Raw genomic sequence first — 15,587 nt, 5'->3', positions numbered from 1 at the left:
GGTCAAGACCCGACCGTGACCCGGAACTGACTGCAGCCCAGACCTTCCCCGCCGCATCGACACGAGACCGATTTTTCGCGTTCCGGGCCGGCGTCCCTGCGGTGGTCGGCGGCCGGCGGAGCGTAACCGCTTTCCGCGGCGGCGGCGACCCGCAGTGTATGACGACGGTGTGTTTCGTCGGAGGGAGCGACGTCGACCTCCGGTACGAACTGCTCTCCCGGGAGACGGCGCGCGACGCGCTGGCGACGTACGACCTGCGCGCGCCGTTCGACAACACCGTCGCCGTCGACACCGTCAGCCTCGGCGCCGCCGTGTCGCTGTGCAACGACCTGAACTGGTATCTCGTCCGGTTCACCGACGCGGTGCTGATTCGGGAGCCGTCCGTGGACGACGACGAGTGGCTGTCGCGGTCGCTCGCGACCGCCGTCCGCAACGACGACGTCCGCGCGACCGAGACCGACCGGCTGCTCAAGGTGTACGGCGTGGACGACGGCCGGCTCGTCGAGCCGATGTACGTCGCGCGCAGCGACGACGCGCCGCTCCCCGAGTACGACCTCCGTGACGTGGAAGAGACGGTCCGGGTTCGCGTCACCGAATCCGAGTTCGAAGCCTGACCGGGGGCGCCGCCGTCGGCGTCAGTCGAACAGCCCGGTCGACATGTAGCGCTCGCCGGAGTCCCAGAACACCGTGAGCACCAGCGGGTCGTCGCCCGACTCGCCGGCGCCGTCGCGGCGCTCCCACCCCGCCACGGCGACGTCCGTGTATTCGGGCGGTTCGTCGGCCGCGAACGCCTCGGCGACCCGGTTCGCGGCGAGGTTCGACGCGCCGCTCGACTGCCCGACCAGGATTCCTTCTTCCCGCGCGAGCCGCCGGCACTCGGCTTCCGCGTCGCCGAGTTCGACCGTGAGGACGCCGTCCAGCAGGTCCGTGTCGAGGTTCGGGCTCACGAACCCCGGGCCCATCCCCTGAAACGAGTCCGATTCGGGCTCTCGGCCGGACAGAACCGCCGAGTCCGCCGGTTCGACGGCGACGACGTCCATCTCGGGGAACTCCTCGCGGAGCCGCCGGCCGTTCCCGGTGATGGTGCCGCCGGTGCCGACGCCCGCGACGAGCGCGTCCGGCTCGCGGCCGTCGAGCTGGTCGAGAATCTCCTCGGCGGTCGTCTCGTAGTGCGCCCGCGGATTCGCCTCGTTCTCGAACTGCCGGAGCTGCACCATCCCGTCGTCGGCGAGTTCGTCGGCGCGCCGCTTCGCGTCCTCGATGTTCCCGTCCACCAGCTCCAGGTCCGCGCCGTACGCCGCCATGATTCGGCGGCGCTCCTCGCTTTTCGACGCCGGCATCACGAGCGTCACGTCGTACCCCTTCGCGGCGCCGACGAGCGCCAGGCCGACGCCGGTGTTCCCGGAGGTCGGCTCGACGATTTCGTCGCCCGGTCCGAGTTCGCCGGCGTCCTCGGCGGCTTCGACCATGTAGCGCGCCGGCCGGTCCTTCGCGGAGCCGCCGGGGTTCCGCGACTCCAGTTTCGCCGCGACCGTCGCGCCGGTCGGCGACGACACGCGGACCAGCGGCGACCCGATGGTGTCGAGAACGGAATCGTCCATGGACAGGCTTGGCGACGCTCGCTTAATGGCTCCCCGGCGGCGGCAAACTCTCGGCGCGACGCTCCCGGAGCCGCCGCGGCGACCGCCGACGGCGACCACCGAGCCGCGGCTGCCGCAGGCGTCGGTGTTAAACCCGGTGCGCGCCACTGTCACGGCATGAACGAACTCGAAACGATGGAGCCGAACCCGGAGTGGGACGCCGACGCCCACGGCGACGTCGTCGACGCGCTGGCGGACGACTCGCTGACGTTCCGCGTCTGGGGCGGCGACTGGTGCCCGGACTGCACCGGCCAGCTCCCGGACTTCGCGGCCGCGCTCGCCGCCGCCGGCGTCCCGGCCGACCGCATCGAGCAGTACCCGGTCGAGAAGGTCGACGGGGAGAAGCAGGGCCCCGGCATGGACGAGTACGGCGTCGACTACATCCCCACCGTCATCGTCGAACGCGACGGCCAGGAAGTCGCGCGGTTCGTCGAGGAGGAGGACGCGCCCATCGCGACGTACCTCGCGCGGAAGCTCGGCGCCGTCGAAGCGTAAGCCGCCACGGGAACAGTCGACGACGGGCGCCGACTACGAACGTTTTTGTCGGATTAGGGGGCCAGACGGCGCGTGACCTGAGAGCGGTCGCGCGTCGGACAGCGAAACTCCGGTGGCGACGACGCGCCGAGGCCGAACAGCGACGCCGCCGGTGTCCGCCCAGCGCTGCCCTAGAACGTCGAGAGGTCGCCGTCGATGACTCGCCGCGTCACGTCCGTCACGTTCGCGAGCTTCGCGTCGATGTGTTCGCTGACCGCTGCTTCGACGTCGCCGAGGTCGACGTCGTCGGCGGTGACGACCTGCGCGTCGGCGACGTGCGGCTGGTCGATGGGTCGGCCGATCTGGCTGAGCAGCCGGACCTGCAGGTCGCGGATGCCGTCCACGTCGGCGACGACCGACTCGGCGATGTCGGTCGACAGGAGGTTGTAGATCTTCCCGATGTGGTTGACCGGGTTCTTGCCGGACGTCGCCTCCATGCTCATCGGCCGGTTCGGCGTGATGAGCCCGTTCGCTCGGTTGCCGCGGCCGACCGAGCCGTCGTCGCCCTGTTCGGCGGACGTCCCGGTGGTCGTCAGGTAGATGGAGCCCTCCTCGACGTCGTCTGCGGTGTTCACGTCGACGTTGACGTCGCGGTCGGTGTGGTCGTGTGCGAGGTCGGCGACGAACTCGCGGACGTCGTCGACGGCGGCGCGGTAGTCGTCCATGTCGTCGACGTAGCTGTCGACCATCGCGGCGGCGACCGTGATGTCGATGGTGTCGCCTTCGCGCTTCCCCATGATTTTGACGTCCGGGCCGAGTTCGGGGTGGTCGTCCGCGTACGGGCCGTTGAGCGCGTGCTCCGCGTCGCGGACGATGCGTTCGGTCTCCGTGAGCGGCGCGTGGCCGACGCCGAACGACGTGTCGTTCGCCATCGGGACCTCGACTTTCTCCTCGCCGAAGACGTCCTGGAGGTCGCCGGAGCCCTCGCCGATGCGGGTGTCGAGGATGATGTCAGTGCCGACGTCGAGCTCCGGGATGTTCTCGTTGAGGTACGACCGTGCGGCCTCGACGGCGGTCTTCTCGACCGGGAGCGCCTGCCCGTCGTACTTCTTCGTCGCGCGGCCGACGATGAGGACGTAGATGGGGTCGAGCACTTCGCCGCCGCCGAACGCCGGAGCGGCACGGCCGGCGACCAGCTGCGTCTCGTCGGTGTTGTAGTGCAGCACCTTGCCGACGCGGTCGAGATACAGCTGTGAGAGGCTCCGCGAAACCGCTTCGGCGATGCCGTCGCAGATGGAGTCAGGGTGGCCGATTCCCTTTCGCTCGACGATCTCCACGTCCTGGTCCTCGACCGCCTTCCGGTCGAGCTCCGAGACCTGAATATTCCTCATTACCGGCGAGTTGCGGCGGCCAGCAGTATAACTTGCGGAAAAGGATTACCGCTGATGCGATAACTGCGGGGTATTACTCGGCAGAATCTGCGAGCAGCAGGCCGAGATACGACGTCCGAATCTGGTCGGACGCGTCGAGGCCGAGGTCGGAGAGTACTTCGATGGCGCCCTCGCGCGCGGACTCGACGTCGGCCTCGGTCGTCTCGCGTTCGACCTCGACGAACTCGCCGAGCCCGTCGACCGCGTCCAGCGTCACGGTGTAGCCGTCGACCACGTGAAACTCGCGGTGCTTCTCGACGGTCGCGGCGGGCTCGAAGCCGAGTCCGTGCAGGATTCCCTCGAGCGCGTCCGGGTTCGCGACAGACGTCTCGTGCTCCTCGCGGGTCTTCGACGCCGCCTCCAGCAGCGGCCCCTTGTACGTGAGCTTCGTCACGGCGTCGCCCGCGGGCGGCTCGCCGCCGTCCGCTTCTGTCGCTTCTCGGCGCACCCGGAGCGCCTCGTCGGTCTCGGCGAAATCGCGGTGCGGCGCGTCGTAGTAGACGTCCGTCTGCGTGACCGCCCGGACGAACTCCGCCCCGAGTTCGTCCAGCCGCGGCCGGACCGCGTCGTGGTCGGCGCGCACCTTCACCTCCACTTCGTACATGGACCGGCCGTCGGTCGACACGCCCAAAAACCGACCGGGTCGGGCGTCGTGGACCCGCGGCAGGCCGATTCGGGGCGGCTGCACCCGCGGCGCCGCTGACTCGGTCGAAACGTGACTGTTAAGAAGCGGACGGGCGACGGTGGTGACATGAGCGAAGAAGAGCAGGCTGAGGCGGCCGACTCCGCCGACGCCGACGCTGAGGCCGAGGAGACAGAGACGGCGGACGGCGGCATCCAGGACGGCGACTTCGTCAAGCTCGAGTACACGGTCCGGACCGTTCCGGGCGAAGACGAGGAGGAGGGCCGCGTCGTCGACACGACGAGCCAGGAGGTCGCAGAGGAGGCCGGCATCGACGACGAGGAGTACGACTTCTCGCCCCGCACCATCGTCGTCGGCGAGGGCCACGTGTTCGCGTCCGTCGACGAGGACCTCGTCGGCCGCGAGGTCGGCGACGAGAACACCGTGACCGTCCCCGCCGAGGAGGCGTTCGGCGAGTTCGACCCGGACGAGGTCCGGACGGTCGCCGCCGACAAGATCCCCGAGGACGACCGCTACCCCGGTGCGCAGGTCACCATCGACGGCGAACAGGGCTACCTCGAGACGGTCATCGGCGGCCGCGCCCGCGTCGACTTCAACCACCCGCTCGCCGGCGACGACCTCGAATACGAGTACGAGATCGTCGACGTCGTCGAGGACGAGGAGGAGCAGGCGGCGGCGCTCATCGGGATGTACCTCCAGGAGACGCCGGACGTCCGCATCGAAACGGAGACCGTCGAGGAGGAGGTCACCGTCGAGGCCCACGAGGACGAGGAGACCGGCGAGGTCGAACGCGAGAAGGAGACCAAGGAGGTCGAGAAGCGCTCGCTCATCATCGAGGCGTCGCCGATGATGCAGATGAACCAGCAGTGGATGTTCTCGAAACAGCAGATCGCGCAGGACGTCATGGACCGCCTCGACCTCGACCGCGTGGTCATCGAGGAGGTCATCGACGGCTCCGGCGGCGGCATGATGGGCGGCATGGGCGGCATGATGGGCGGTATGGGCGGCATGGGCGGCGGTGACGTCGAGGAGGCGCTCGACGAGGCCGACCTCGACGACGTCGACGTTGACGCCGACGAGCTCGTCGAAGAGCTCGAAGACGCCGACGAGTAACGTAGCCACACCGACTGTTCCGCATGGATTTCGACTCCGCCCGCGACGACCTGCTCGTCGCCGGCGTCGCTGCCGCGTGCGCGCTGGCGCTGACGTTCGGCGTCGACGTGCTCGCGGGCGTCACGGTGCCGACGCTGTTTCGAGCGGCGCCGCTCGGCGTCTACTTCCTCTACCTGTTCAGCCGGAAGGGCGGGCCGTACGGTCCGCTCGACACGACCCGGAACTGGGTCGTCCTGACGGTGGCCGTGACGGTCGCCGCCGCGGCGTACGTCGTCGCGTTCTGACCGCGGCAGCCGGTCTCCGCACTCGCTGACCGCCGGCTACCGCACTCACTGACTGCAGGTCGCGGTCGCGCGACTCGACCGATAGCAGCGATTGTGAGCGCAGAGTGCTGCCTTGACAGGCTTTAAACCGCTTCACGCCGAAGCGGGCGTCATGAGCATCGACGCGGACGTGGATGTCGAGGCGACGGGGACGGACCAGGTGGAGGCGCTCGCGGCGGACCTCGGTGACGCGATTTCCGAGCTACCGGCGTATCAGCGGTTCGAGTCGGCGAAGGCCGCCGTCGAGGCCGACGAGGAGGCGCAGGAGAAGATTTCGGAGTTCCAGCAGCTCCGCCAGGAGTTCGCGTTCGCCCGGCAGACCGGGCAGGCCGACGACGACACGGTCGAGAAGGTGCAGGCAGCCCAGCGGGAACTGCACTCGATGCCGGTGATGCAGGAGTACGTCGAGGCGCAGGACGAACTGCAAGAGCGGCTCGAAGCGCTGAACGAAGCCATCTCGGAGCCGCTCGCGGTCGACTTCGGCGGCGAAGCCGGCGGCTGCTGTCAGGACTGAGCCGACCGGAGAAGCGGCAGTAGGCGACCGGCACCCGTCGACCGATACGTCGGCGCCGACGCCGGTGCCGACGCAGTCTCGACACCCGACGTTTTTGCGCGTGGCGACGAACCGACGAGCGATGGCTCCGCCAACGAGCGTGCTGCTGCCGACGGTCGAGTGGACGGACGCCTGCGACGAGGTGGCCGCGCAGCTCCGCGGCGACGACGAACTGCTGGTCGTCTGTGACGCCGACGACGACCCGGTTGCGAACCGGGAGTCGCTACCGCCGGGCGTCCGGGTCGTCGTCGCCGGCGAGCCCGCGGGCTGCTCCGGGAAGGCGAACGCCGTGGCGGCCGGGATGGAGGCGCGGCGGCACGACCGCGTCGTGTGGACCGACGACGACTTCGCCCACCCGGACGGCTGGCTGGCGGCGCTGCACGACGACTACGCCGTACACGGACCCGTGTCGGAACTCCCGTTCTTCGTCGGGCGCGACCCGCTGTCCGTGCTGCTGGAGCCGACGTACGCGCTCGGCGGGACGCTCGGGACGTACACCGGCGGGAAGGCGTGGGCGGGCGCCGTCACGTTCGACGCCGACGACGTCGACGAAGCGGCGCTGTGCCGGGACCTCCGGCGGACCGTCAGCGACGACGGACTGCTCTCCGAACGCCTCGACGTCACGCCGCTCAGGCGGGTCCGCCGCGTCGCCGTCGGCGGGAGCCTCCCGGAGACGCTGGAGCGGCACGCCCGGTTCAGCCAGATCGCGTTCCGTCACGAGCCGCGCGGGATGACGGCCGGCCTCGCGGTCTCCGTCGCCGTCGCGCTGCTGTGCGTCCTGTTCCCGCTGCCGGCGCTGGTCGCGACGACGGCCGCGGCCGCTGCGCTGTACGCCTTCTTCGGGGTTCGTCGGTGGACGGTGCTGCTGGCGTACCCGTCGGCGGTGGTGACGCCGCCGCTGTTCCTGTACGGCCTCGCGCGCCGGACGTTCGTCTGGGGCGGCCGCCGGTACCGGTGGCGCTCGCTGTTCGACGTTGACGTCGTCGACGGCGGCGTCGACTGAGCCGCGCCGACCGACGCGGTCGGCGACTCGAAGGGGAAACGGCGAAGTGGGACGGCGCGAACCGGACGGTATGGACCGAGTCGCAGTCATCGGCGCGTCGATGACCCAGTTCGGGCAGCGCGACGCGTGGATACGCGAACTGTTGGCGGAGGCCGGCCAGGCGTGCCTCGCGGACGCGGGCGTCCCGGCGGACGCCGTCGACCACCTGTACGTCTCGAACATGGCGAGCGGCGAGTTCGAGGGGCAGACCGGCGTCCCGAACGCGCTGGCGCACGACCTGCAGGCCGTCCCGGCGTACACGGCGCGGGTCGACCAGACGTCCTCGTCGGGCGGCGCCGGCGCGTACGCCGCGTGGCAGTCCGTCGCGTCGGGCGCGTCCGACATGACGCTGCTCGTCGGCGGCGAGAAGATGACCCACCGGACGACCGCCGAGGCGACCGACGTCATCGCGTCGCTCACCCACCCCTGTGAGTACAAACACGGCGTGACGCTCCCGAGTTTCGCCGGACTGACGGCGCGGCTCTACCTCGACTCGTACGACGCGCCGCGCGAGAGCCTCGGGAAGGTCGCCGTGAAGAACCACCGGCACGGCGTCGACAATCCGCACGCACAGTTCCGGAAGGAGGTCGACCTCGACACGGTGCTGGACTCCCCCATCGTCGCGGACCCGCTCCGGCTGTACGACTTCTGCCCCATCACCGACGGCTCCGCCGCGCTGCTGTTCTGCCCCGAGTCGGTCGCCCGCGAGTACACCGACGAGTACGCGGTCGTCTCCGGCGTCGGCGGCGCCACCGACACCCACGTCGTCCACGAGCGCGTCGACCCGACGACGATGCGCGGCGTCGTCCAGTCCGGCGAGCAGGCGTACGACATGGCGGGGCTCGGCCCCGACGACGTCGACGTCGCGGAACTGCACGACATGTTCACCATCCTCGAGTTCCTGCAGTTCGAAGACCTCGGCTTCGCGGAGAAAGGCGAAGGGTGGAAAGCGGCCGACGAGGGACGCACCGCCCGCGGCGGCGACCTCCCCGTCAACACGTCCGGCGGCCTGAAATCGAAGGGGCACCCGCTCGGCGCCTCCGGCGTCGCACAGCTGTACGAGGTGTACCAGCAGGTGCTCGGCGACGCCGGGAAGCGGCAGGTCGACGCCGACGTCGGCCTCGCCTGCAACGTCGGCGGCTTCGGGAACTGCGTCACCACCACGATTCTGGAGGGGGTGGAGGCATGACCGCCGACGGCGACGCGGCCGACGACACCGACGCTCCCGCGTTCGAGGCGGCGCGCTACCCGGACGGCTCCATCACCTACCCGGCGCACCCGGTCGGTCCGACGGGCGAGAAGCCGGTGGGCACGGTCGACCTCACCGACTACACCGCCGAGGTGGTGACGTGGACGACGTCGACGGCGACGCCGCCGGGCGTCCGCGAACCGAACCACCTCGCCATCGTCGAGTTCACCGTCGACGACCAGCCGGTGCGCGCGGTCGGCCAGGTGACGACCGGCGACGTCGACATCGGCGACGAAGTCGAACCGGTGTACTGCGAGGAGCTCCGCGACCCGGACGCCGGCATCCGGGAAGCCGAGAGTCAGGAGTGGGACGGCTTCCGGTTCCGTCCCGTCCAGTAGCCGGGTTCAGCCCGTTTCCCCGGTTTTCTGCGGCGCTTCAGCACTCCTCGGCGAGCGCCCGCTCGGTCGCGTCGGCGTCGACCGTGGCGACGCGGCGGTCGTCGTCGCAGGCGGTGCAGTCGACGTACTCCACTTCGGCTTCGAGCCCGCGGAGCGGCGCGACGAACCGGTCGCCCTCGTCGGTGAGCCGGTACTCGGCCGACGGCGGCGACGACGGGACGAGGTCGCGACGGATGAAGTCGCGACACTGGAGTTCGCGGAGCCGGCGGGACAGCGTCTTCTCCGGGGCGTCCCCGACCGCTTCCCGGAGGTCGCCGAACCGCGCCGGACCGTCGGCGAGCGCCCGGACGACGTGCAGCGCGTACTTCCCCGAGAGCGTCCCGTGAAGCGCCGTCAGGGAGTCCCGCCAGTCGGCAGCGCCAGTTGACGTACGGGAATCGAACCGGGGAGCCGTCTTAACTGCGGCGCCGACTGTCACCGGCGACAGCGGCCCGCGTCGCCGACCGGACTGCGCCGCGGCGACAGCCGACGCCGGGGTCGATACGCGTCCCCCGCATCCGTCGGGACGCATGTCGGACCGAACTCCCGGTGGCTGCTGTATCGACCCGTCAGAACCAGTCGAACTCCCGCTCGGCGTCGCGCTCGCGCTCGCCGCCACGGACGCCGAACACTGCCGGTGCCCCGTCTGCACCGGCGGAGCCGCGTCCGCGTCGAACTGCTGCGGCTGCCGTTGACGCCCCGCCGGACCCTCGTCAGGACCGGTTAGTCCTCGCGGGGACCGGACTCGTCGGCTGACGAGTCGTCTGCGGGCGGCTCGTCGCCGCCGGACTCCCCGTCCCCGTCGACGTCGCGGCCCTCTGCTTTCCCGAGCGTTCGCTTGATGGACTCCAGTTCGGCGTCGACGTCCACCTGCGGTGACTCGTCGTCGCCGCGGTCCGCGTCGTCGTCGCCCGCGCCGTCGCCGTTGCCGCTGACCCGGCCGTCGTCGGTGCTGCCGGTGTCCGCCGAGTCACCGTCGCCGTCCCCGTCTTCGTCGGTAACGTCGATGGTGACTGCGTCGTCGCCGCGGTTCGTCCGGCGTTCCCGGTCGCGCTGGCTGGCGACGGCATCTCGGGACTCCGCGACGCGCCGCTCGATTTCGGCGCTCAGGTCGCGCGCCCGCTCCACGACGTCGCGCGACTCCTCGTCCTCCGGGAGGTCCGCCTCGTCGAGCGCCGTGCGAAGCCTGCCGAGCGCGTCGGTGACGTCCGCCGCCGCGCGCTCCCCGGCAGACGAGACGCCGGAGGAGAGCAGCGAGCCGGGGCCGCGGCCCCGGCCGCCTCCGGGGTCGGTGACGCGGCCGGAATCCAGGTCTCGCGGCCCGGCGAGCTGGAGGAACCGGCGGAACAGTTCGAGCAGTTCGATGGTCGCTTCGAGCGTCGCGATGAGCGACGGAATCGTGTAGTCGTTCGTGAACCGGACCAGTTCTCCGAGCCCCGGTGGCCGCGGCGGGAACCGACCGGTGCGCCGAGTCGACCTGCGCCGACCCGACCGTTCGGCGTCGCGGTCGGCGCCGCCGTCGCCCGGTTCTCGCTCTCCGAGTTCCCGCCGGAGGTCGCGGAGCGTGTCGGAGAGGTCGTCGACGAGCGCGGCGAAGTCCTCGTCCGTCGGGCCTGAGCCGGACTCGTCTCGCGGGGACCCGTCCGGGTCGCTGTCGGTCATACCGCGTCGTTGTGTCCGCCGAACGAAAAATCCTCGCCGCGGCCCCGGTCCGGCCTCTCCGACGAGTGACCGGCGAGCGGCCGCGACGCGAACGTTCAAATCGGAGGACGCAGCCACGCCGTGCTATGCTCGCGATTACCGGCGGAAAGGGGGGCTGCGGGAAGACGACGACCGCGCTCGGACTCGGCCGCGCACTCGACGCGGACGCGCTGGTCGTGGACGCCGACTGGGACCTCCCGGACCTGCACGCGCTCGCCGGCGTCGACCGCGGCTGGACCGACCGGCCAGACGCGGCTGCCCACGGCGCCCACGGTATCGACGGCACCGACGGCGCCGATAGCGCGGTGGTCGATTCGGCCGCCGCCGCGCGCCGCGTCTCGGACGGCGTCGCCGTTCTCCCGGCGCCGGAACGGTCGAGCGAACGAACAGGGTCCGACCTGCAGGACGTGGAGTCGGTGCTCGCTGCGGCGCGGGCGTTCGACGGTGCGGTTCTCGTGGACTGCCCGGCGGGAGCGGCGCCGGACGCGGTCGCTCCGCTGCGCGCCGCCGACGCCGCGCTGCTGGTCGCGGAGCCGTGTGCGGCGACGCTGCGGGACGCGGCGAAAACCGCGGCGATGGCGCGCGCCGTCGGAACGCCGGTGGTCGGCGCCGTCCTGACCAGAGCCACCGCGGTGCCGGCCGGCGTCGACGCCGCCCTGAACTGCCCGGTTCTCGGCCGAGTCCCGCGCGCACCCCCGCCCGTGCTGGAGAGCGCCGCCGTGGCCGCCGCCTACCGGCGGGTCGCGTCGGCGCTCGGAACTGCGGCGTCGACGGGAGAAGGTGGCAGTATACCTACCAGTGGTGAAAACGGTTATGCCGGCCAACCGCGTTAGCGACACGTATGCCCGACAGGCTCCCGACCGGCGTCGACGTGCTCGACCGGCAGTTGGGCGGCGGTATCCCGGCCGGGAGCATCGTCTGTTTCACGGCGGACCCGGCGAGCCAGTCGGAACTGCTGCTGTACGAACTCACCGACGCCCGCGGGACGCTGTACCTCACGACGCTCCGGTCGGACCAGGCCGTCGAGGACGGACTGGAGCGCGCGAAGACCAGCGTCGGCGACCCGACGGTCCGCGACATCGGCGGCGACGCGCCGCTGGACGCCGCGAACCGGCTCATCAGCACGCTCCCCGAGGGCGCGAACCTCCTCATCGACGTCGCGGACCCGCTCGAACGCGCCGACCGCGGCCGCTACCGGCGGTTCCTCACCGAACTCCAGACGACGATGGTGAACACCAACAGCGTCGCGTTTCTCCACTGCATGAAGGAGGACGAGCCGCCGCTGCGGTCCATGACGAAACACGTCGCGGACGTCGTCTGGGACCTCAGGACGTCTGTCCGCGGCACCGACGTCGTGAACCACCTCGCGGTGCCGAAGTTCCGCGGCGGCAGCGCGCTCGACGAGACGATCAAGCTGAAACTCGAAGAGTCCGTCACCATCGACACCAGCCGCGACATCGCCTGACCGCGACGCGAATCGGAGCGGTTCGCGCCGGAGTCTGCGCGGCCACCCACGGATTTACAACTCCCGCGGAAGTCACCGTCGACCATGGCTTCCGTATTCGTCGCCGCCGTGTTCGCCGTGGCGGGAACCGCGGTGGTGTGGCTCGGCGGCGGCCGACTCGAAACCGCGAGCGAACGGCTCGGCGCCTACTACGGCTTCCCGGCCGTCGTTCAGGGCGCCGTCATCGCCGCAATCGGCTCGTCGTTCCCGGAACTGTCCAGTTCCGTCATCGCCGTCCTGCTGCACGGCGAGTTCAACCTCGGGGTCGGCGCCATCGTCGGGTCTGCGATATTCAACATCCTCGTCATTCCGGGCGTCTCGGCGTTGAAGGGCCACGGCGTCGACGCGAACCGCGACGTCGTCTACAAGGAGGCGCAGTTCTACATGCTCGCGGTCGCGGTGCTGCTGTTGACGTTCTCGTTCGGCGTCATCTACCACCCGTCGCCGACCGGGCGGCTCGTCGCGACGGTGACGCGGCCGCTCGCGCTCATCCCGGTCGGGCTGTACGCCGTCTACGTGTTCATCCAGTTCCAGGACGTCTCCGACTTCGAGCCGCCGGACGTCGACGACGTCGACGCCGGCAAACAGTGGGTGGTGCTGCTCGGGTCGCTGGTCGCCATCCTCGTCGGCGTCGAACTGCTCGTGCAGGCGGCGCTCGACCTCGAAGCGCTGCTCGGCGTCCCGTCGACCATCTGGGGGCTCACGGTCGTCGCCGCCGGCACCAGCCTCCCCGACGCCATCGTCTCCGTCCGCGCGGCCGACGCCGGCCGCGGCACCGCGAGCCTCGCGAACGTCCTCGGCAGCAACACCTTCGACCTGCTCGTCGCGATTCCGGCCGCCGTGCTGCTCGCCGGGTCCGCCGAGGTCGACTTCGCCACCGCGGTTCCGATGATGGGCTTTCTGACCGTCGCGACGCTCGGCTTCCTCGTCGCCACCCGGACGGACCTCGAACTGACGCGCGGCGAGGCGACGTCGCTGCTCTGCCTGTACGTCCTGTTCATCGCCTGGATGGTCACCGAAACGGTCGGCATCACGGCCATCGTCCCCGGCGTCTGACCGGCGAGTCGGCGCCGCGGCTCGCGCACTTTTCGTCGGGTGTCACCGGTTCTCTCGGCGCTCGGCGGAGCGCGGCGCTTAACCGCCTCCGGTCGTTACCCCGGCGTAATGAGTCAGCGAAGCGAGGGCGATCTCACGAACACCGGGATGTCCCTCAAGCACGACCGCGAGTGGGACTACGAACTCGACCGCATCGTGGAGGCGGTCGAGGAGCGCGACGCCGACAAGGTCGGCCTGCAGTTCCCCGAGGGGCTGAAGCGCCGCGCCCCCGCGGTCGCTGACGACCTCCGCGAACTCACCGACGGCGTCCGGTACCTCATCTCCGGGCAGCCGTGTTACGGCGCCTGCGACCTCGACACCTACCTGATGCGACGCTGTGACGTGTTCGTCCACTTCGGCCACTCGCCGATGAAGGAGTCGGACAAGATCATCTACGTCCCGCTGTTCTCGAACGTCGACCCGTTCCCCATCATGGAGGACTCGCTCGACGAACTCGCGGACCCGGACGACGACCCGGACGTCGGCCTGGTCACGACGGCCCAGCACATGAACCTCTTCGAGGACATGTACGACTGGCTGGAGGAGCGCGGCTACGACGTCCACACCCGCCGCGGCGACGACCGGCTCACCCACGAGGGGCAGGTGCTCGGCTGTAACTACGCCTCAGCCGACATCGACGCCGACCAGGTGCTGTACGTCGGCGGCGGGAAGTTCCACCCGCTCGGACTGGCGATGGAGCACCCCGACAAGAACGTCGTCATCGCCGACCCCGTCAACAACGTCGTCACCGTCGCGGACACCGAGAAGTTCCTGAAGCAGCGCTACGGCGCCGTCCACCGCGCGATGGACGCAGACACCTTCGGCGTCATCTTCTGCACCAAAATCGGGCAGGGCCGCTTCGACAAGGCCGAAGAAATCGTGGAGAACAACGACAACGCCCACCTCATCACGATGGACGAGGTGACGCCGGACCGCCTCCGCAACTTCGACTTCGACGCGTTCGTCAACACCGGCTGCCCGCGCATCACCACCGACGACGGCCCGCAGTTCCACAAGCCGATGCTGACGCCCGGCGAGTACGAGATCGCCGTCGGCAACAAGCCGCTCGAAGACCTCGAATTCGACACCTTCCACGGCACCTGGTAGTCGCACAACCTCGGAGGAGGGATTTGATGCGTGCCTTCTACTCGTTCCTCGTTATAATAAATAAAGACCGAAACTACGCCGTAGCTCGGACTGGCGAAGAGCTGTCTCCGAACACTTCATTTCCGTTCAGCCTCTTCCGCCCGCTCAGAGCAAAAGTAATCCCGTTGCAACAGCGGTCGTCACCACCGCGATTGGGAACCCAACTCGAACGAGTTGAACGGCCGAGATGTCGATCCCGCGGCGACTCGCTTGGTCCAGAACGATCAGCGTCGCAGCGCTCGCCACGGGCGTGGCGTTCCCAGCGAGCGTGCTCACCGCGGCCAGCACGTACCATGACTGCGGGTCGGTGACCGTCGTCGACAGCAGCACAACCGCCGGGACGTTGCTCACGACGTTCGAGAGCAGAAAGATCACGGCAGGGAACCCGATTCCATCCTCGACCGTCCGGAGATGATCAACCAGCGCGGTCCCTTCGAGACTCCCGACGAGAACGAATAGGCCCACGAAGAGGACGAGGATTCCCCAGTCCATCTCCGAGAGGATCGCATTTCCCGGCACTTTTCGGAACAGCTGTAGCCACGCAAGATGGAGCACACCCATCGAAGCCGCAACGATGCCCGCATTAGTCGCTGGGAACACTGCCAACAGTACGAACGTCGCGAGGAGAAATCCACTGCTGGAGAGCGCCCACTGTCGATCGAGATCGGGCAGCGACACCGTTGATCGAACGGCCGTTCCGTCGTATCTGACGGCCAAGAGAACACTCGTAACGAGCAATGAGAGGAACGCGACGGGAGCTAGCGTCGCCACGAACGCGACGGTCGAGAGCCCGCTCTGACTCAGAATGTACGCGTTCTGGGGGTTGCCGAGCGGTGTCGCGAGGCTCCCGATGTTCGCCCCGAGAATAACTGCAATCAGTGGTCCGGTCGGCGTCGTGTCAGTCTCCTCGACCGCCTGGATCAACACGGGCGTCATCAACAGGACGACAGCGTCGTTGAGTGCGAGCGCGCTGAGTCCGGCGGCGACCCAGAGCGTGCCGATGACGAGTCGCCGGACGGTCCCAGTTCGCCGCACGAGGAGCGTCGCCGCCCACGGGTAGAAGCCGCTTCGAGAGAGCGCTTCGACGTGTGCGAGCATTCCGAACAGGAGCAAAATCGTCTCGGTATCGATGCTCGCGAGCGCCCGTTCGGGTGAGATGGCCCCGAGCGCGACGACGACGACCGCCCCGGTCGCCGCCGTGACGGCACGGGTGAGCGGATACACGCGAATCTGGCGGAAAAAGAGCAGGCCGAACGTGAGGCCGACCAAGCCAATTATCAGCGTCTCCGAAACCATT

At 69.6% G+C, this 15,587-nt stretch carries 19 protein-coding genes; 13 read left to right on the top strand and 6 right to left on the bottom strand.

Going from position 1 to position 15,587, the window contains the following annotated elements; genetic code table 11:
• Positions 1–158 precede the first annotated feature (158 nt).
• Entirely contained in the window at positions 159–614 is a 456-nt protein-coding gene (locus ACQUST_RS14680) for a DUF5804 family protein (protein ID WP_435130235.1), read from the top strand.
• 21 nt (positions 615–635) lie between these two features.
• Here the strand turns inward: ACQUST_RS14680 and ACQUST_RS14675 are convergent, their stop codons facing one another.
• Positions 636–1,601, bottom strand: coding sequence for a PLP-dependent cysteine synthase family protein (locus ACQUST_RS14675; RefSeq protein ID WP_435130233.1), 966 nt, complete (start codon positions 1,599–1,601; stop codon positions 636–638).
• Positions 1,602–1,757: 156 nt separating this feature from the next.
• Here ACQUST_RS14675 and ACQUST_RS14670 point away from each other — a divergent pair, with 156 nt between their 5' ends.
• Complete coding sequence (locus ACQUST_RS14670) at positions 1,758–2,135, top strand: thioredoxin family protein (protein ID WP_435130230.1); 378 nt, start codon at positions 1,758–1,760, stop codon at positions 2,133–2,135.
• A 170-nt stretch (positions 2,136–2,305) separates the two neighbouring features.
• Here ACQUST_RS14670 and ACQUST_RS14665 read toward each other — a convergent pair whose 3' ends face one another.
• Together ACQUST_RS14665 and cyaB are read right to left on the bottom strand one after the other, a co-directional pair.
• Positions 2,306–3,505 carry a methionine adenosyltransferase gene (locus ACQUST_RS14665; protein ID WP_435130228.1) on the bottom strand — a complete coding sequence of 400 codons (1,200 nt, stop codon included), beginning with the start codon at positions 3,503–3,505 and terminating at the stop codon, positions 2,306–2,308.
• A gap of 73 nt (positions 3,506–3,578) precedes the next feature.
• Positions 3,579–4,148, bottom strand: a complete 570-nt coding sequence (gene cyaB / locus ACQUST_RS14660) for a class IV adenylate cyclase (RefSeq protein ID WP_435130225.1) — start codon at positions 4,146–4,148, stop codon at positions 3,579–3,581.
• Positions 4,149–4,295: 147 nt separating this feature from the next.
• Between cyaB and ACQUST_RS14655 the strand changes: the two genes are divergently transcribed.
• From ACQUST_RS14655 to ACQUST_RS14630, 6 genes are all read left to right on the top strand, one after another.
• Positions 4,296–5,300 (top strand): FKBP-type peptidyl-prolyl cis-trans isomerase, encoded by a 1,005-nt coding sequence (locus ACQUST_RS14655; RefSeq protein ID WP_435130222.1) that lies wholly within the window; start codon positions 4,296–4,298, stop codon positions 5,298–5,300.
• 23 nt (positions 5,301–5,323) lie between these two features.
• Positions 5,324–5,584 carry a hypothetical protein gene (locus ACQUST_RS14650; RefSeq protein ID WP_435130219.1) on the top strand — a complete coding sequence of 87 codons (261 nt, stop codon included), beginning with the start codon at positions 5,324–5,326 and terminating at the stop codon, positions 5,582–5,584.
• A gap of 151 nt (positions 5,585–5,735) precedes the next feature.
• A complete protein-coding gene (locus ACQUST_RS14645; protein WP_435130216.1) occupies positions 5,736–6,137 on the top strand; it encodes a YlbF family regulator in 402 nt (133 codons plus the stop codon).
• A 121-nt stretch (positions 6,138–6,258) separates the two neighbouring features.
• Positions 6,259–7,179, top strand: coding sequence for a glycosyltransferase family 2 protein (locus tag ACQUST_RS14640; protein WP_435130213.1), 921 nt, complete (start codon positions 6,259–6,261; stop codon positions 7,177–7,179).
• Between the two features lie 70 nt (positions 7,180–7,249).
• Positions 7,250–8,407, top strand: coding sequence for a thiolase C-terminal domain-containing protein (locus ACQUST_RS14635; RefSeq protein WP_435130210.1), 1,158 nt, complete (start codon positions 7,250–7,252; stop codon positions 8,405–8,407).
• A complete protein-coding gene (locus ACQUST_RS14630; RefSeq protein ID WP_435130207.1) occupies positions 8,404–8,805 on the top strand; it encodes a nucleic acid-binding protein in 402 nt (133 codons plus the stop codon). The genes ACQUST_RS14635 and ACQUST_RS14630 overlap by 4 nt, the downstream gene beginning before the upstream one ends.
• A gap of 37 nt (positions 8,806–8,842) precedes the next feature.
• Here ACQUST_RS14630 and ACQUST_RS14625 read toward each other — a convergent pair whose 3' ends face one another.
• A complete protein-coding gene (locus ACQUST_RS14625) occupies positions 8,843–9,283 on the bottom strand; it encodes a winged helix-turn-helix transcriptional regulator (RefSeq protein WP_435130204.1) in 441 nt (146 codons plus the stop codon).
• A gap of 91 nt (positions 9,284–9,374) precedes the next feature.
• Here ACQUST_RS14625 and ACQUST_RS14620 point away from each other — a divergent pair, with 91 nt between their 5' ends.
• Positions 9,375–9,539, top strand: a complete 165-nt coding sequence (locus tag ACQUST_RS14620) for a hypothetical protein (RefSeq protein WP_435130202.1) — start codon at positions 9,375–9,377, stop codon at positions 9,537–9,539.
• A 28-nt stretch (positions 9,540–9,567) separates the two neighbouring features.
• Here the strand turns inward: ACQUST_RS14620 and ACQUST_RS14615 are convergent, their stop codons facing one another.
• Positions 9,568–10,506 carry a DUF7547 family protein gene (locus ACQUST_RS14615; protein WP_435130199.1) on the bottom strand — a complete coding sequence of 313 codons (939 nt, stop codon included), beginning with the start codon at positions 10,504–10,506 and terminating at the stop codon, positions 9,568–9,570.
• Positions 10,507–10,631: 125 nt separating this feature from the next.
• Between ACQUST_RS14615 and ACQUST_RS14610 the strand changes: the two genes are divergently transcribed.
• The 4 genes from ACQUST_RS14610 (at position 10,632) to dph2 (ending at position 14,251) form a co-directional block, all read left to right on the top strand.
• Positions 10,632–11,378 carry a MinD/ParA family ATP-binding protein gene (locus ACQUST_RS14610; protein WP_435130196.1) on the top strand — a complete coding sequence of 249 codons (747 nt, stop codon included), beginning with the start codon at positions 10,632–10,634 and terminating at the stop codon, positions 11,376–11,378.
• Between the two features lie 8 nt (positions 11,379–11,386).
• Positions 11,387–12,010 (top strand): RAD55 family ATPase, encoded by a 624-nt coding sequence (locus ACQUST_RS14605; protein ID WP_435130193.1) that lies wholly within the window; start codon positions 11,387–11,389, stop codon positions 12,008–12,010.
• 84 nt (positions 12,011–12,094) lie between these two features.
• On the top strand, positions 12,095–13,105 hold the full coding sequence (locus ACQUST_RS14600) for a sodium:calcium antiporter (RefSeq protein WP_435130190.1): 1,011 nt from the start codon (positions 12,095–12,097) through the stop codon (positions 13,103–13,105).
• Positions 13,106–13,213: 108 nt separating this feature from the next.
• Positions 13,214–14,251, top strand: coding sequence for a diphthamide biosynthesis enzyme Dph2 (gene dph2 / locus ACQUST_RS14595; protein WP_435130187.1), 1,038 nt, complete (start codon positions 13,214–13,216; stop codon positions 14,249–14,251).
• A gap of 144 nt (positions 14,252–14,395) precedes the next feature.
• Here dph2 and ACQUST_RS14590 read toward each other — a convergent pair whose 3' ends face one another.
• Positions 14,396–15,586 carry an SLC13 family permease gene (locus ACQUST_RS14590; RefSeq protein ID WP_435130184.1) on the bottom strand — a complete coding sequence of 397 codons (1,191 nt, stop codon included), beginning with the start codon at positions 15,584–15,586 and terminating at the stop codon, positions 14,396–14,398.
• Between the last annotated feature and the right edge of the window lies 1 nt (position 15,587).

The organism is Halobaculum sp. D14, from assembly GCF_051195135.1.
In the GTDB taxonomy this organism is placed as follows: domain Archaea; phylum Halobacteriota; class Halobacteria; order Halobacteriales; family Haloferacaceae; genus JBNTKA01.
Note: the sequence above shows the minus strand (reverse complement) of the source record. Positions and strands in the feature narration are given on the sequence as shown.

What these genes read in the sequence shown, in the direction of transcription:
- ACQUST_RS14630 (WP_435130207.1), top strand. Translation starts at nt 8,404, where the DNA reads ATGACCGCCGACGGCGACGCGGCCGACGACACCGACGCTCCCGCGTTC.
- dph2 (WP_435130187.1), top strand. Translation starts at nt 13,214, where the DNA reads ATGAGTCAGCGAAGCGAGGGCGATCTCACGAACACCGGGATGTCCCTC.
- ACQUST_RS14610 (WP_435130196.1), top strand. Translation starts at nt 10,632, where the DNA reads ATGCTCGCGATTACCGGCGGAAAGGGGGGCTGCGGGAAGACGACGACC.
- ACQUST_RS14670 (WP_435130230.1), top strand. Translation starts at nt 1,758, where the DNA reads ATGAACGAACTCGAAACGATGGAGCCGAACCCGGAGTGGGACGCCGAC.
- ACQUST_RS14650 (WP_435130219.1), top strand. Translation starts at nt 5,324, where the DNA reads ATGGATTTCGACTCCGCCCGCGACGACCTGCTCGTCGCCGGCGTCGCT.
- ACQUST_RS14590 (WP_435130184.1), bottom strand. Translation starts at nt 15,586, where the DNA reads ATGGTTTCGGAGACGCTGATAATTGGCTTGGTCGGCCTCACGTTCGGC.
- ACQUST_RS14615 (WP_435130199.1), bottom strand. Translation starts at nt 10,506, where the DNA reads ATGACCGACAGCGACCCGGACGGGTCCCCGCGAGACGAGTCCGGCTCA.
- ACQUST_RS14645 (WP_435130216.1), top strand. Translation starts at nt 5,736, where the DNA reads ATGAGCATCGACGCGGACGTGGATGTCGAGGCGACGGGGACGGACCAG.
- ACQUST_RS14620 (WP_435130202.1), top strand. Translation starts at nt 9,375, where the DNA reads ATGTCGGACCGAACTCCCGGTGGCTGCTGTATCGACCCGTCAGAACCA.
- ACQUST_RS14605 (WP_435130193.1), top strand. Translation starts at nt 11,387, where the DNA reads ATGCCCGACAGGCTCCCGACCGGCGTCGACGTGCTCGACCGGCAGTTG.
- ACQUST_RS14635 (WP_435130210.1), top strand. Translation starts at nt 7,250, where the DNA reads ATGGACCGAGTCGCAGTCATCGGCGCGTCGATGACCCAGTTCGGGCAG.
- ACQUST_RS14665 (WP_435130228.1), bottom strand. Translation starts at nt 3,505, where the DNA reads ATGAGGAATATTCAGGTCTCGGAGCTCGACCGGAAGGCGGTCGAGGAC.
- ACQUST_RS14655 (WP_435130222.1), top strand. Translation starts at nt 4,296, where the DNA reads ATGAGCGAAGAAGAGCAGGCTGAGGCGGCCGACTCCGCCGACGCCGAC.
- ACQUST_RS14640 (WP_435130213.1), top strand. Translation starts at nt 6,259, where the DNA reads ATGGCTCCGCCAACGAGCGTGCTGCTGCCGACGGTCGAGTGGACGGAC.
- cyaB (WP_435130225.1), bottom strand. Translation starts at nt 4,148, where the DNA reads ATGTACGAAGTGGAGGTGAAGGTGCGCGCCGACCACGACGCGGTCCGG.
- ACQUST_RS14600 (WP_435130190.1), top strand. Translation starts at nt 12,095, where the DNA reads ATGGCTTCCGTATTCGTCGCCGCCGTGTTCGCCGTGGCGGGAACCGCG.
- ACQUST_RS14675 (WP_435130233.1), bottom strand. Translation starts at nt 1,601, where the DNA reads ATGGACGATTCCGTTCTCGACACCATCGGGTCGCCGCTGGTCCGCGTG.
- ACQUST_RS14680 (WP_435130235.1), top strand. Translation starts at nt 159, where the DNA reads ATGACGACGGTGTGTTTCGTCGGAGGGAGCGACGTCGACCTCCGGTAC.